Source organism: Paraburkholderia translucens (assembly GCF_020881035.1).
Classification (GTDB): Bacteria; Pseudomonadota; Gammaproteobacteria; order Burkholderiales; family Burkholderiaceae; genus Paraburkholderia; species Paraburkholderia translucens.
Genome location: NZ_JAJITC010000006.1, coordinates 228855 through 243415, shown reverse-complemented (window position 1 = coordinate 243415; position 14561 = coordinate 228855). Strand labels below are relative to the sequence as shown.

The window sequence follows — 14561 nt, the reverse complement described above, 5'->3', positions numbered from 1 at the left end:
CACGGACATGCTCGCAAGTAAAGCATGCGCATATGTTTGATCCTGAATTTAACCTCGGTCAGAATTGAAGCTGTTGATGTTACACTTCGATCCGCTGGAGCCATTCTGACAAATGGCGTCGGTGTTTCCGGCTCAACTGCGCTTTGAAACCCGTCCACGACTTATCGCTGGCGTCGTGCGTGCGGCAGCCATTCGCTAGACATCTCCAACACCCTGCTGCGTGCCCGGATTCCTCAGGTACTTGTACCGTGTACTCTCAAACGCAAATCGACCCGGTGGTCAGCTTCCGCAACTCGCAGCGCGAGCATGTGCGTGGGAAGATCGTTAACCTCCAGAGAAAGTCTTTGGTCATGGAGGTCTATAACCCCTACTCGATCGTGCAGGTCAGCGAGGTGTTGAGCGAGCTGAGCGTGCGCATGGGCACCAGGAATGCCTATCTCGGCAAGGCGGTGGTAATGAGCATGGTCAACACCGGTCTCACCGCGGTGGTTTCTCTGGCACTGCTCGACGAGTGGCGCGAGCTTAGCGTTCTGTCCAATGAAGAGAAGTCCGTCGGCCGGGAAGCTGAACTCTTTATTAGCGACTGGGACGCGCGCTTCAATATCAGGCGCGACTATCAGATCGTCGTGAACGAGATGCGCGCGTTCCTCTCGGAAGTATCTCGCTGGGTCGAGCAGGTCGATCTGACCGAGAGCTTGCCGAAAACCGAAGGAGGCAGGCTGCGCGAAGATTTGTTCTACGAGCTCGCCACGCCGATCATGCTCAAGATCAAGTTCTTCCTCGACCGCCTCGAGGAAGAGGCCGAACGCGTCGACGCCGAGATCGCGCCCGTGCATCGCACGTATGCGCAATCGGCATTGCATCCGTTAATGCTGCGCGCGCCGTTCGTCTATCGCACCTTCACGAAGCCTCTCGGCTATGCCGGCGACTACGAGATGGTCAACCAGATCCTCGGCGATCCGCAACAGGGACCGACCACCTACTTCCAGATCGTCAACACCGCGTTCCTGCGAGCGGCGGTCGCGACCGCGCACCGCAACCGCATCACGCTGCTGACCGACTTTCTGACGCGTCAGGCCGAAGCGGCACGCGCGGCCGACAGGCCGTTCCGCATCCTCAATGTCGGTTGCGGGCCCGCTTTCGAGATCCAGCGCTTCATGCGCGAATATCCGCATCCGGAGCTGCTGTCGTTCGAGCTGGTCGACTTCAGCGAAGAAACGCTGGCGTTTACGAAGAACGCGATTGAAAGGTCGGCGCGCGCCGCGGGCCATAAAGCCTCGGTGGTCATGGTGCATCAGTCGGTGCACGACCTGCTCAAGCGTAAGATTTCAACCGACCCCTCCGCGCGGGAATTCGACGCGGTGTACTGCGCGGGCCTGTTCGACTATCTGTCGGACAAGGTCTGCGCGCGCCTGCTGAGTTACTTTGCCGCTCGCACGCGAGCTGGCGGCCAGTTGCTGGTCACCAACGTTCATTCGGCGAATCCGGAGAAGTACGGGATGGAGCATCTGCTCGAGTGGTATCTGATCTATCGGAACGAGAGCGGCATGAACTCGCTGCTTCCCCCCAACTCCACTGACCAGAAGCTCTACGTCGACGAGACCGGAGTGAATGTGTTCGCGGAAGCCACGATCCTCTGATACCGTGTCGACCTCCCTGTCATGACCATCAGTTTCCTGCAGACCGGCTATCAGACCGAGCTCGCCGACTTCCGCGTCACGTTCAGCCGTGGCGGCGCGTACACGGCGATTGCGCTCGTGCTGCTCGGCGTGGGGCTGGATTACGCGCAGTATCCGCAGTATCAGACGTCGTTCGCGCTCGCGCGCCTGCTGGTGTCGTTGATGATCGGCGGTATCGTGGCCCTGCTCGATACCGACATGGGGCGGCGGCTGTCGTCATGGCTGACGCTGGCCTGGCTGCTGCTGCCGCAGATGATGATTTCCTGGATGATCTGGCGCACCGATGGCGTGCTGTCGCCCTATTACATGGGCCTGTACCTGGCCATTTTCGCGTCCGGCATTGCATTGCCATTTGGCTTGTGGCAAAACATCGTGTTCGGCGTCCTGTCGTGCTTTCTGTACCTGCTCGCCTGCCTGCTGCCTCCGCATGGCGGCGTGCCGCTCGGCACGATGATCCTCAATGTCCTGCTGCTTCTGTTCGCTGCCGCCGCGAGTGCCGTCTACACGTTCTTCAACGAGCGCGTGCGCTTCACGCTGTTTCGCCTGAAGGCCGAAGTGTCCGAGAAAAACGCGGAGGTCTCCGCGAAGAATGCCGAGCTGGAAGTGATCAATCGTCAGTTGGTCGAAATCAAGGGCCAACTGCTGCAACAGGAAAAAATGGCGGCGATCGGTACGCTTGCGGCGGGCCTGCTGCATGAAGTGAATAACCCGGTGAACTTCTGCCTGATGGCGATCGAGGTCGCGCTGGAAGAGCCGATCACGAAGCAGGAGCCGACGCTGCAGGAATGTTTGGTCGACGCGCGGCAGGGCATGCAGCGCGTCCAGCACATCGTGTCGGATCTGAAGACGTTCGCGTATCGCAAGCCCGGCGCCGAAGCAGATCTGGACACGCCGTTCCTGTTCGAAAAGGCGCTCGATTCGGCGATCCGGCTCGTCAGTCATGAATTGCGCGGCGTCGCCGTGACGCGCGAATTGCCTGCGGATACGCTGGTGCTGGGCGACGAGGCGGCCATCATCGGTGTGCTGATCAACCTGCTGTCGAATGCGGTGCTGGCGATGCGCAAGGCGGGCACGCCCGCGCCGGCGATTCACATCAACGTGAGATGGACGGACAATCGCCTGCATGTGAAAGTAAAAGACAACGGGCCGGGCATCGCGCCGGAGAATCTCGCGCGCGTGTTCGAGCCGTTCTTTACCACCCGCGAAGTGGGCCAGGGCCTGGGCCTTGGTTTGTCGATCAGCTACGCGGTGATCGAGCGTCACGGCGGCCTGCTGTTCGCCGAGAGCGAGCTGGGTAGTTGGGCGGCGTTCAGTTTCGATCTGTCGGCCTCCACCTGAGAAACATCATGAATGACATCCGACAGACACAGCCCACGCTTCTCTACGTCGATGACGAAGAGTTGGCGTGCAAATATTTCGCGCGCACCGTCGGTGCGGACTACGAGGTCCTGCTCGCGACGAGCAGCGACGAAGCAATCGCTATCCTCGAGCAGGACAATGCCCGCATCTCGGTGCTGGTCACGGACTTTCGCATGCCGGGGCGCGACGGCGGCGATCTGCTGCGCCAGGTGGCGCTCGAATATCCGCACATCGTGCGCATTCTGGTGACCGCGTATGCGGACGTCGAGATGCTATTGCGCACGGTCAACACCGGCGAGGTGTTCCGCATCCTCGAAAAGCCGCTGAAGCCGGCGGCGGTGCGCGATACGCTGCAACTGGCGTTCGAGCGCTACCACGAACGCGCGATGCAGAATCAACGCCTGATCGCCATCGACGAAACCCTGGCGTTTCTCGCGCACGAATTGAATACGCCGCTCGCGGCGATCGCGTTGAACGCGCACAGCATCGAAGATCGCACGGACGCGCAGCGCGACGCGGACGGCGAAATTCTCGGCGCCGCCAAATCGATGCGCGAGAGCGCGCAGTACTGCATGGCGGTGGTGTCGTCGTTCTGGCGCTCGGTCCACAACGGGCGCCGGCAACTGGAGGACAACGAGGCACGTATCGAGAGCACCGCGCATGGGCTGATCTCGGCGTTGCTCGACACGTATCCGTTTACGACGGCGCAGCGCTCCTGGGTGCAGGTCGAGGTCGACAGCGACTTTCCGGTGGTCACGCAACCGAATTGCGTGGCGCTCGTGCTGTCGTCGCTGTTGTCCAACGCGTTGCGCGCGCTTGCGGAGGTGCCGTCGCCGTCGGTGCGCTTTAGCGTGACAACGGAACCTCATCCGACTATATGCATCTGCGACAACGGGCCCGGGATTCCGCTCGAGATCAAAGACCGCCTGTTGACGGACCCCATTACAACGCACGCGAAATCCGGGGGAAACGGCTTGGGCCTGATTCTCTGCAACCGTGTCATGCAGTCCTGTGGCGGCGGACTCAGGATCGAGTCCACGCCGGGAGGAGGCACCGCCGTAATCCTGGATTTCCCCCATATCAAAGGCCAAAAGCACAGGAGTTGTTGATGGAAGAAGCGAAAGCCACAGAGGAGTTGGCGCCTGCGATCATCTTCGTCGATGACGAAGCTACCGCCCTGAAGTACTTCCAGCGTGCCATCGGAAGCCTGGCGCCGGTCCTGACCGGCGGCTCGGTGGAAGAGGGCAAGGCGCTGCTCGACCAGCATGGCGACAGGGTAGGGGTCCTCGTCTCCGACCAGCGCATGCCGCGCGAATTCGGTAACGAGCTGCTGCGTTATGCGAGCGAGCGCTATCCGCACGTCGTACGGATCTTGACGACCGCGTATTCGGAGATCGATCAGACCGTCGAGGCTGTCAACCTTGGTCATATCCATCGCTACATCAAGAAGCCGTGGGACATCACGGCGTTGCGCATGGAAATGAAGCAGGCGCTCGAACTGGCCGTGCTGCGCAAGGAGCGCGACACGCTGGTGCGCGAGAAGCTGGGCGTGCTGCAAAAGCAGATCGTCGCCACGCGCGTTGGTCTGGTGCGCACGCTGTCGGCCACGCTGATCGGACCCGAGCGCTTCCAGCCAGTCGAAACCTACCTCGCCGCGGCGGTGCGCGCCGGCGTGCCGAACTCCGAGCCGGACTGGCTGCTGCAGGACTACTCCGATCTGGTCGCGGCAGAGAGTGCCCGCAGCGGCGCGTTCGGTCATACGGTAGCGGCGCACTTCGCCACGCTGCGTAATCGCCACGACGTTTCGAACCCGAGCGACGCGCTGACGGTGCTGGCCGCGACGCTTTCCGATGCAGGCATCAACGTGCGGCGCGAAGGCGATGGCCTTCTGTGGGAGCAGCCGGCCGCACTCGCGGAGTTTCTCGCGGAGCCGGGCGACCAGGCGGTGTCGAGCGGACACGCGGCATGGCTGGCGAGCCTTCTGTGGCTCGACGGCAACGGCGTTGCACTGCAACCGGTACGTGACGGCAACACGATCGCGTTGCGGCCGGCTCGGCGCGGCAGCGAGTTCGCCGCCGATCGCCTCGCCATGTGGATCGAACAGTTCTGATTGCCTGGCCACCAGCGCACAGCGTCTGGTGCGCCGATACTCGCATTGGCTTCGCGCTGCTGCCCCTTACGGCTAGCAGCGCGTCGCCGACAAAGGCTCACGCAAGCCGCCCCGACTTCAGTCGCTCCCCACTCAAGCTGCATCCGTCGCAGCGATCTCATTGACGGCAACCCGGCGTCGCCGGGTCCGCCAACCCCATCCCATCGCAGCACATTTCACTGCGATGCGACATTTCATTTCGCTCCAACACACCTTTTCCCTTCAAGGGGACCGGGCTTCACAAAGTTCATTAAAAGTTCCATGTCATAAAAAGGGAACATTGCCCCTCGATAATCCCGCTGCGTAAAAAACACGGATCTGTTCCATTCGCGCGGAAAAACCGCATTCAAGCCAACAGGGGACTCCCAATGCCGGTCAGTTCAATACCACGCACCAGTCTGATGCTCACTTCAATCGCGGCAGCCTGCGTTCTCACAGCCTGCGGCGGCTCCAATCACAACGACACGGCGAGCACGACGTACTCGGGCGTCGTGACCGCTTCCCACTTCGTGGCGAGCAGCACGTCGGGTAATCCGACGATCGCCGCGGGCTACTACGCTGGCGCGACCGTCTGCCTCGATACGAACGGCAACGGCAAGTGCGATTCCGGTGAGGCGAGCACGACGACCGACAGCAAAGGCCACTTCTCGCTGCAATCGAGCGCGAGCGGTCAGCTGATCGCCGACGTCAGCACGAAGGCAACCAACACGGCAAGCGGCTCGGCTGTCGCTAGCCACCTTATCCTGCGCGCTTCGGCTGCGCAGATCGCCGACCAGGGCGCGGCGAACATCGTGATCAGCCCGATGTCGACGGAAGTGCAGCGTCTCGTCGAAGCGAACGGCACGAGCTACGCCACCGAGAAGGCCAACCTCGCATCGCGCATGAGCGTGCCGGCACTCGGGGCATCGTCGGTGACCGTGAGCGCGGCTGACGCGCTCGGCGACGTGAACAAGCTGTCGGGTGCCGAGCAGCAGGCCGTGCTGTTCGAAGACAACCAGCTCGCGAACCGCTACACGTACGCGACGACGAAGTTCGATCGCGGCGACATGTATCCGGACAATCTCGCGATGGCGGGCGGTGATCCGTCGATCGTCGGCGCATCGGGCGTGACCGCCTTGACGGCCGTGAAGTCGACGCAGACGCAAGCGCCTATCACCTACGCACAGTCGCAGCAGGCCGCGTTCAACGTCGAAGGCATTCCGCGTTACGACAACGTGTTCGTGATCATGCTCGAAAACCACAGCGTGGGTGCGGTTACGGGTACGCCGGGTATTCTCGGTTCGTCGAGCGCGCCGTATATCAACACGTTCCTGAGCAGCAACGCTCAGTTCACGACCTACTACGCGACCGGCAACCCGAGCGAGCCGAACTACACGGCACTCGGCGGCGCGGATGACTGGGGCATCGTCGACGACAACTGGTGGGGCTGCGGCGCGGGCACGACCGGCGCGAACGCACCGACCGACGTGGCATTCACGGGCGGTACCGCTTCGGATGGCGCACCGCTCGCTGCGACCGGCGCACTGCCGCCGCAGGACGCCACCCATCTGTCGAACTTCACGAGCGCGGCCTGCTCCTCGACTGGCTCGATCGCCAATCACAACATAAAGAGCCAGCCGAGCCTGTTCACGCTGCTGTCACAGGCCGGCATGACCTGGCGGACTTATAGCGAATCGATGAACCCGGGGCAGGACCCGCGCTCCGACAGCATCGCGGACACAGCGGTCAGCGCTACCTACACTGGCCCTGGCGCCAGCGGCACCGCTTTCACCATCCCGAACGGTCTGTACAAGACCAAGCATCACCCGGGCATGGCCTACCAGGATGTGCGCAACCTGCCGGAGTTTCACGCCGACAACCGTACGATCTTCGGTACGCAATACGACGCGACCGCCCTCGCACAGTCGAAGGCCTATCCGATTCCGGCCGGCTACAACTATGACCAGTTCAGCACCGACCTCGCAAACGGCGACGTGGGTAACCTGAACTTCATCATGCCGGACCAGTGCGACGACATGCACGGTGTCGGCTCCGATCCGTCGTGCGCGAGCGGCAGCACCGCGATCGTGCAGCGCGGCGACGACTACGTGCGTCAGGTGGTCGCCAAGATCCAGGCTTCGCCGATCTGGACCAACCCGAACCGCAAGGTCGCGATCGTCGTGATGTTCGACGAAGGTGAAGGCAGCTCGACTTCGTGCTGCGGCTGGAACCCGGTCACGTCGAACGTGAACCAGGCACCGCTGTCGTATGCGAACGGCAAGTACACGCCGGTCACGACGACGCTGTACAACCAGGGCAACCATGGTCACGGCAACTCGATCTTCGGTGTCGCGACGAACCAGGCGAACCCGAACGTGGTGGACAGCGACGCGTATAGCCACTTCTCGTTCGTGCGTACGCTGCAGGACATGTTCCAGATCGCCGACCCGCAGCAGCCGAACACGTACCTCGCTCGTGCGAAGTACACGGAGTCGTTCATCGCGGCGAACATCGCGAACCTGCCGGAACTCGCGGGCAGCGCTGATACGCACTTTGATTCGGTCCGTCCGATGAACCACGCGTACATCACGCCGGCCACCTACACGCAGAAGCTGAACGCGGTCGACGTGACGAGCACGTCGCTGGCATCGCGTGGCCCCGGCCCCGATCCGACCCAGATCAACATCTGGTCGCTGAAGTCGGCGAAGTAAGGAGCCGATAGGTATGCGATACAAGCCGGTTCGCCGCCTTGTATCGCAGCCAGATGCGAGAAGCGCCTGCTGCCGAGCCACGTTTCGAGTGGCCCGGCAGTTTTCCATTCCGTTCGTCCCATTGCCACGCGGCCTTAGCGGTACGCGCAGTTAGCCAGGCCTTGCACGGGGCCGAGCCAGGACCGCCCGCCAATTGGACTGACGTACCAAGACATCGTCATGCGAACACTTACCCTGGGCGTGCTGTGCGCGCTCTCCCTGATGTTGACCGCGTGCGGCGGCGGTGGCAGCGACGGCGGCAGCGGCCCGAGCCAGACGTCGTCGGGCAGCAGCGGCGCGACGGTCACGCTGAGCGCCGCGGCGCAGGTCGGCCAGCAGCTGTTCTTCGACAAGAACCTGTCGGGCAACAAGAACATGGCCTGCGCGACATGCCACAACCCGCAATACGCATACGGGCCGCCCAACAGCCTCTCCGTGCAGCTCGGCTCCGATCCGTCGGTGGCGGCTCAGCGCGCGGTGCCGTCGCTGCGCTACAAGTCGATGACGCCGCCGTACAGCGACGTCGCCGAGAACCCCGACGGCGTCACGCGGAGCGCGCCCGGCGGCGGCTTCATGTGGGACGGCCGCGCGACGACGCTCGCCACCCAGGCATCGTTGCCGCTGCTCAATCCGCTCGAAATGAACAACGCGTCGGCGGCCGATGTCGTCAAGGTCGTGCAGAGCGCATCGTATGCATCGCTGTTCAAGCAGGCGTTCGGCGCGGGCGTGTTCGCCGATACCAACACCGCGTTCACCGACATCGGCCTTGCGATCCAGGCCTTCGAGACCGAAGACCCGAGCTTCGCGCCGTATTCGAGCAAGTTCGACCTGTACGAGTCCAACAAGGTGGGCGGCACGCTGACGGCGGCCGAGCTGCGCGGTCTCGAACTCTTCAACGACACCGGCAAGGGCGCCGGCTGCGTGGCCTGCCACTACGCGGGCGCGAACTTCAACGGCTCGGTGGGTCTCATGACCGACTTCACGTACCAGGCGATCGGTGCGCCGCGCAATGACACGTCGATTCCGGACAACCCGGACCCGATTCCGAGCAACGCCAACGCCGCGTACTACGACCTGGGTCTGTGCGGCCCGCTGAACACGATCCACGCGCCCGGTACCGCGACGAGCGGCGCGGGTCCGGATTCATTCACCGGCGTCAACGTGCCCGATCCGTATTGCGGCCGCTTCAAGGTGCCGACGCTGCGCAACGTCGCGACGCGCACGGCGTTCTTCCACAACGGCGTATTCCATTCGCTCGTGCAGGTGCTCAACTTCTACAACACGCGCGACACCAACCCGGAGTACTGGTATCCGAGCACCGGCGGCGATAGCAGCAACATGGTCCAGAACCCGTCGTACGCGCTGTTCCCGAGCGCCGCGTCCGGTGCCACGGCCACGCCGTTCAACGATCTGCCCGCTGCCTACCGGGGCAACATCGACGAAGAACTGCCGATGGGCCAGGGCCAGACCCATGCGGGCGGCACGACGGCGGCCGATGGCGCGCAGGCGCGCCCGGTTCACTCGGCACCGCAACTGACGCAGCAGAACATCGCGGATCTGGTCTGTTTCCTGAACACGCTGACGGACGGTTATCAACCGCCTGCCACGACGCCGACGAGCGGCGCCTGCGTGAACTGACGTCATTCAATCAAGCCACTCAACCTGAGCAACAACGACATGATGCGACGCTCCACCGCCGCCCGCCTCGCAGGCGGCGCGCTTTCCCTGATCGCCCTGACGCTCTTCGCGGGCTGCCACGACAAGAGCCAGGACGCGAATCAGGAAAACTTCACGGCTACGATCAACGACTACCTGAGCAAGCGCGGCCATCTGTGCCTCGCCAAGTACGACTGGCCGATCTACACGACGACCGAAGACCGCGCCAACGGCACGCGCGATGCGATCCAGATGCCGGTGCTCGAAAAGCTCGGTCTGGTGGAAGGCAAAGACATGCTGGTCGAGCGCGTCGATGCGGACGGCAAGAAGATCACCGCATCCGCGCGGCAGTATCAGCTGACGCCGGAAGGTCAAAAGTACTATCTGCACATTCCGGAAGTGGTGGCGACCGCGACGTCGCGCGTCACGCATCCGGCCGATTTTTGTGCCGCCACACTGTCGCTGGACAAAGTGGTCGGATGGGAACGGCCGATGAAGGTGGACGGCAAGATGGTGACGTCGGTGATCTACACGTACAGGATCGACCCGGCGCCGTGGGCGAAGGACGCCGACGCGCAACGCGTTTTCCCGATGGTCAAGCGTGTGATCGAAGGGGCGGGGACGATGCAATTGCGTGAGGGCGTGCATCTGACCGATCAGGGTTGGGTTGCTGATGAGGTCTTCCAGCGCTGAAATTGGTGGCGGGTTAGCCGGCTTTCCTCTGCAAATCGATGAAGTCGGTTAAAAAAAACACCCCAAAGGTTGGATCGGTGTCCAACGTTTGGGGTGTAGTTCAGCCGGGACGTACTGCCGCGTCGGCCTTTTTGCGACGTGGCTCGCCTACTTGGTCTGGTCGAACGCCGGCTCCGAGAACCGCTCGATCCAGACCGCCAGGCGATCGGCCGCAAAACTGTTTGCGCGTGTGCCTGCGCGGCAAACGATGACGTCACCTTCACGCACGAACTGCAGGGCGCCGCCGGCTTCTTCCAGCCAAAGCAGGCCGGCCAGCCAGGCAGCGTGTTCGTCCGAGACGGCCTGACCCACCGGCCGGGTAAGGAACTCGCTCAGCGTGGCCGGCGAAGTCCAGATCAGCGCGTCGCCACCGCTGCTTACCGAGGAGCCGAGGACTTCCGTCAAGACCTGCACCGCATCGGCAGCGCTGCGCCCTGCATTTCGCGTACGCAAGTGCATCAGGCGCGTGCTGACAGCGTGGCCGAAGCTGCCGCTGCATTCGCTCTCGGCGTGCACAAGGTCGGCGTAGTCCATACGCTGCCAGTCCGGCTCCACGTTGCGCGTACCAGCCAGTTCGTTGCCGACCAGCCAGGTTTCCACCGGCTGGAAGCGGCCCGGGCCGATCAGGCTGGCGCACAGCGTATGCACTATGCCGATGCGGGTGACCACAGTCTGCGTCTGCAGCACGCCCAGTTTCTCGCGCACGAGTTGATCGCGTTCCTTGCGCAGTCCCGCCAGCTCGAGCGCCTGCTTCATCTCCATGCGCAGCGCGGTGATGTCCCATGGCTTCTTGATATAGCGATGTATCTGGCCTTGATTGACGGCCTCGACGGTCTGGTCCAGCTCCGAATAGGCCGTCGTCAGAATCCGGACGATGTGAGGATAGCGCTCGCGCGCATAGCGCAGAAGTTCGTTGCCATGTTCGCCCGGCATGCGCTGGTCGGACACCAGCACGGCCAGGCTGGCGGCGTGGGCGTCCAGCATTGCCTTGCCCTCTTCGACGGAGGCGCCCGTCACCACCGGCGCGATCGCGCCGATGGCGCGCTCGAAGTACTTGACCGCGGTGGCTTCGTCATCAACGAACAGAATCGCCGGGGGCGGCGTCTGGCTGGCAATCGTATTGCTCATTGGTAACTCCTGTGCATTCGATCCTTGAAATTGGGGAATTCCAGCGTCACGGTCGTGCCGGCGCCGGGCGCGGATGCAATCCTGACACTTCCGCCAAAGGACTGCATAACGCGGTTGTAGAAAATCATGCTGAAGCCACCAACGCTGGCGTTCGTGAGAACTGGGTCGACCAGCAAGCGCTGCTTCACCTCGGGCTCAATACTGGGACCGTTGTCGCAGACGCCAGCGCCTCATAGGCGCTGCCGGCCGAGCGCGCAAAGTACTTGCGGGCCAACTTCACGTCGTCGACATAAGCGACGGTCGGTCGCGCTTGCTGGGTATCGCTCATCTCGACGTCACTCGGCGCGCGGCAGGTCAAAGTTGAACGCGGTCCACTCGCCAAACTGGCTTTCTGCGAACAGTGTGCCGCCGTGCCGCTCCACTACCGCATAACTGATGGACAGACCAAGGCCGAGGCCCTGACCGACTTCGCGGGTAGTGAAGAATGGTTCGAACACGCGCGCCAGATTCTCCGGGGCAATCCCCGGGCCGTTGTCGCGCACGTTCACGTGCAGTCGGTCGTCGCGCCATTGCGCCGCGACATGGACCTGCCGCGATATCGTGCCGGCCTTGTGCATGGCCAGAGCCGCATTCGAGAACAGGTTGATGAGCACACCGATGATGGCGGCTTCGTCGCCCAGCACAAGGGTATCGCCGGGCAGCTCGCGCGTGACCGTCACGCCGCGAAGTTCATGCGCGCTCAGTCGGACCGACGATTCAAGCGCCTTCTCGAACAGGAACGGCACGTCGTCTGCCGTCGCGCCGGGCTTGCGGTAGGCAAAGGTTTTCAGGTCCGACACGATATGCTGGATGCGTTGCATGCCCTGCTTGACATCCACCAGACACTCCTGCAGCGACGGGCTCTGCTTGACCTCCGATTCCTCCATGGCCAATTCGATAGCCATCAGGCAGAAGTTCACCGGGTTGTTGACCTCGTGGAGCAGTCCCGCGGACAACGTGCCAATAGCAGCCATCTTCTCCTGCTGCAGCAACTGGCCCTTGATCTGCGCCAGGCTTTCATTGATGCGGGCGAGCTCGTCGTTTTTTTGCGCCACCTCGTTCTTTAGCCGGAAAAGCTGAAAACGGCCCTTCTCGTTAAAGTAGGTATATATGGAGCTGGCCAAAGCGCAGAAGAAGATCAGGATGAGCTGGAACTCAAACTTGCCGGGGTCCTGTACGCCGCCGGGATGCGCCACGCAGGCGATGTAGTAGAGCGCGACCGTGGCCAGGCCGAATGCCAGCGTCTGCGAGTAGCCATAATGGAACAGGATGCCCACCGCAAAGATCGTCAGCGTGAGCCCGGCATAGAACAGCGACTGCTCGCCCTGCGTGGCATAAATCATCCAGGAGATCATTGCCTGCGGCAGCAGCAGCCAGAAGAAGGTAATGACTTGCACATGGCGTTTGCCCGTTTCCGTGTAAAGCGAGAGCAACGCCAGGCTAATGGTCACGCTGATCAGTATCCGGGCGATGGCAAAGTACTTCTGCTCAGCCGGATACAGGACATAGTCCATCGCCATGCCCATCAGCACCAGCACGATCACGGTCAGGCCGCCAGCCTTGCTGCACAGCAACCGGTAGTCGCGCAGCTCTTCGCGATAGTTCGAATGCAGCCCAACCAGGGACGTTGTCATCTCAGGCTACCTGTTGCTGACCGATCACCACCTCGGCAAACACGTTAACGCCGGTCGGGTCCGTGTACAGACGCGGCTCGCCGCAGTTCTCCGGCATGATTTCGGCCATCTGTGCTTCGTTGCGATAGATCAGGTACCACTCCAGCACGTGCTCCATGCTGAAGCGCTCCGGGTTGGCGGCGTGGACATTGGTTACCAGCAGGCGGCCGCCCAGTCGGGTGCGGCTGGCGAAATGCTGGTTCAGCCGGGCACAGACCTTGTCCGAGAGATAGTCAAACAGGCCGGCGCAATAGACCGCGTCGAACTCGCGGGCGTCCGGTGCGTCCAGATCTATGCGGCGCTTCAGCAGGTGGTGGACCGAGTCATGCGTGTAATTGATGGTCATGCGCGAGGCCGTTTCTTGTGCGACGGACCCCAGGCGGTCGCGCGTCCAGTCCAGTGTCTCCTGGCTGAAGTCGAGCAGTTCGAACGTCAGCCACTGCGGTTCGTCGTATTCACGCATGAAGCGCTGAATCTCCTGAGCCGGGCCGCATCCCACGTTCAGCACCCGGAACGGCCGCTGTGCGGCGCGAGCCTCGTTGGCCAGCCGGGTCAAGTAGTCCACCAGCAGCTCGATGCGATTGCGGTGCGCGCGTGCCACGGCCGTCTGCAAAAAGGCCGCATTGACGATCTGGAAATAGGTGCTCGGACCCTGGCGGGGGTCGTCGAGCATCTGGTTGACCATCTGGTAGTCACCGGCGTAACCCAGCGGCTTCGTGAAGGTGCGGAAGACGAAAGGCGAGCGCAGCAGCAGCGGATGGAGCGCGGCTTGCGCAAAGGCACGGTGCGCCGGCGCCAGTTCTTCGTCGACCAACCGCGCTTCGGCTTCGAATTCGTCGAAATAGAACTTGGTCCTTTCCATCAGTGGCGTTGCCAGTTCGAGGAAGAAGTCCTCGCGCAGGCTATTGCCTTCCTTCGGCATGGCGTCGGCTAGGTCCGCCTGCTCGACCCAGCGCGACATGTCCGACAGAAAAGCGCGGATCTGGTTGACCGCGATCTGGTAGTCACGGCGGATCTGGAAGCGCTCGGTCCAGTCCTGCGCGAACCGGCGGGCTTCTTCTCCGACCGTGCGCGCTTCCAGCGCGTCGCCACTTAGTTCTCGCCACTCGTCGATCAGCGTCACCGAGACAATGGCTGTCAAGCCGGTATTGACGACACTGACTATGACCGCTTTGCCCGAATAGGCGTGTTCCACGCCCATCTTGACCGACAGGTCACTCAGCACCTCACTGACCTGGACAATCGAGTACGGGTTATAGACCTCCATCACCAGGGATTTTCGCTGGAGATTGATGATCGTGCCCCGCACCTGCTCGCCCTGCGAGTTGCGGAAGCTCACTACCGGATCGATTTGAGTTTTGGAATACACGGTATTGCGGCTAGGTAAGTACCACTAGAAGTTGGTTTGATCTGGTGC

10 protein-coding genes and 1 pseudogene are annotated in these 14561 nt (G+C 62.4%); 7 read left to right on the top strand and 4 right to left on the bottom strand.

Annotated features, from left to right (window positions below; all coding sequences use genetic code 11):
• The first annotated feature begins 248 nt into the window (after positions 1-248).
• The 7 genes from LJ655_RS13375 to LJ655_RS13345 all read left to right on the top strand — a co-directional run bounded on the left by LJ655_RS13375 (position 249) and on the right by LJ655_RS13345 (position 10265).
• Entirely contained in the window at positions 249-1640 is a 1392-nt protein-coding gene (locus LJ655_RS13375) for a class I SAM-dependent methyltransferase (protein WP_230561717.1), read from the top strand.
• A gap of 21 nt (positions 1641-1661) precedes the next feature.
• A complete protein-coding gene (locus LJ655_RS13370; RefSeq protein WP_230561716.1) occupies positions 1662-3017 on the top strand; it encodes a sensor histidine kinase in 1356 nt (451 codons plus the stop codon).
• An 8-nt stretch (positions 3018-3025) separates the two neighbouring features.
• Positions 3026-4147 carry a hybrid sensor histidine kinase/response regulator gene (locus tag LJ655_RS13365; RefSeq protein ID WP_230561715.1) on the top strand — a complete coding sequence of 374 codons (1122 nt, stop codon included), beginning with the start codon at positions 3026-3028 and terminating at the stop codon, positions 4145-4147.
• Positions 4147-5148: a response regulator gene (locus tag LJ655_RS13360; RefSeq protein ID WP_230561714.1), complete on the top strand. Its 1002-nt coding sequence runs from the start codon at positions 4147-4149 to the stop codon at positions 5146-5148. Before LJ655_RS13365 ends, LJ655_RS13360 begins: the two co-directional genes overlap by 1 nt.
• 407 nt (positions 5149-5555) lie before the next feature.
• A complete protein-coding gene (locus tag LJ655_RS13355; protein ID WP_230561713.1) occupies positions 5556-7877 on the top strand; it encodes an alkaline phosphatase family protein in 2322 nt (773 codons plus the stop codon).
• Positions 7878-8096: 219 nt separating this feature from the next.
• Entirely contained in the window at positions 8097-9554 is a 1458-nt protein-coding gene (locus tag LJ655_RS13350; protein ID WP_230561712.1) for a cytochrome-c peroxidase, read from the top strand.
• Positions 9555-9593: 39 nt separating this feature from the next.
• The gene (locus LJ655_RS13345) at positions 9594-10265 is read left to right on the top strand and encodes a hypothetical protein (RefSeq protein ID WP_230561711.1); all 672 of its coding nucleotides are present in this window, start codon (positions 9594-9596) and stop codon (positions 10263-10265) included.
• 147 nt (positions 10266-10412) lie between these two features.
• Here the strand turns inward: LJ655_RS13345 and LJ655_RS13340 are convergent, their stop codons facing one another.
• The 4 genes and pseudogenes from LJ655_RS13340 to LJ655_RS13325 form a co-directional block, all read right to left on the bottom strand.
• Complete coding sequence (locus LJ655_RS13340; protein WP_230561710.1) at positions 10413-11432, bottom strand: response regulator; 1020 nt, start codon at positions 11430-11432, stop codon at positions 10413-10415.
• Positions 11429-11653 (bottom strand): annotated as a pseudogene (locus tag LJ655_RS13335) (ATP-binding protein); the annotation flags it as partial. The gene LJ655_RS13340 and the pseudogene LJ655_RS13335, both read right to left, overlap by 4 nt.
• Positions 11654-11767: 114 nt before the next feature.
• Positions 11768-13105: a sensor histidine kinase gene (locus LJ655_RS13330; protein ID WP_230561709.1), complete on the bottom strand. Its 1338-nt coding sequence runs from the start codon at positions 13103-13105 to the stop codon at positions 11768-11770.
• A gap of 1 nt (position 13106) precedes the next feature.
• Positions 13107-14513 (bottom strand): class I SAM-dependent methyltransferase, encoded by a 1407-nt coding sequence (locus tag LJ655_RS13325; RefSeq protein ID WP_230561708.1) that lies wholly within the window; start codon positions 14511-14513, stop codon positions 13107-13109.
• Positions 14514-14561 lie beyond the last annotated feature (48 nt).

Excerpts from the sequence above, each read along its gene's own strand:
- LJ655_RS13350 (WP_230561712.1), top strand. The coding sequence starts at position 8,097 with ATGCGAACACTTACCCTGGGCGTGCTGTGCGCGCTCTCCCTGATGTTG.
- LJ655_RS13355 (WP_230561713.1), top strand. The coding sequence starts at position 5,556 with ATGCCGGTCAGTTCAATACCACGCACCAGTCTGATGCTCACTTCAATC.
- LJ655_RS13370 (WP_230561716.1), top strand. The coding sequence starts at position 1,662 with ATGACCATCAGTTTCCTGCAGACCGGCTATCAGACCGAGCTCGCCGAC.
- LJ655_RS13340 (WP_230561710.1), bottom strand. The coding sequence starts at position 11,432 with ATGAGCAATACGATTGCCAGCCAGACGCCGCCCCCGGCGATTCTGTTC.
- LJ655_RS13360 (WP_230561714.1), top strand. The coding sequence starts at position 4,147 with ATGGAAGAAGCGAAAGCCACAGAGGAGTTGGCGCCTGCGATCATCTTC.
- LJ655_RS13365 (WP_230561715.1), top strand. The coding sequence starts at position 3,026 with ATGAATGACATCCGACAGACACAGCCCACGCTTCTCTACGTCGATGAC.
- LJ655_RS13345 (WP_230561711.1), top strand. The coding sequence starts at position 9,594 with ATGATGCGACGCTCCACCGCCGCCCGCCTCGCAGGCGGCGCGCTTTCC.
- LJ655_RS13330 (WP_230561709.1), bottom strand. The coding sequence starts at position 13,105 with ATGACAACGTCCCTGGTTGGGCTGCATTCGAACTATCGCGAAGAGCTG.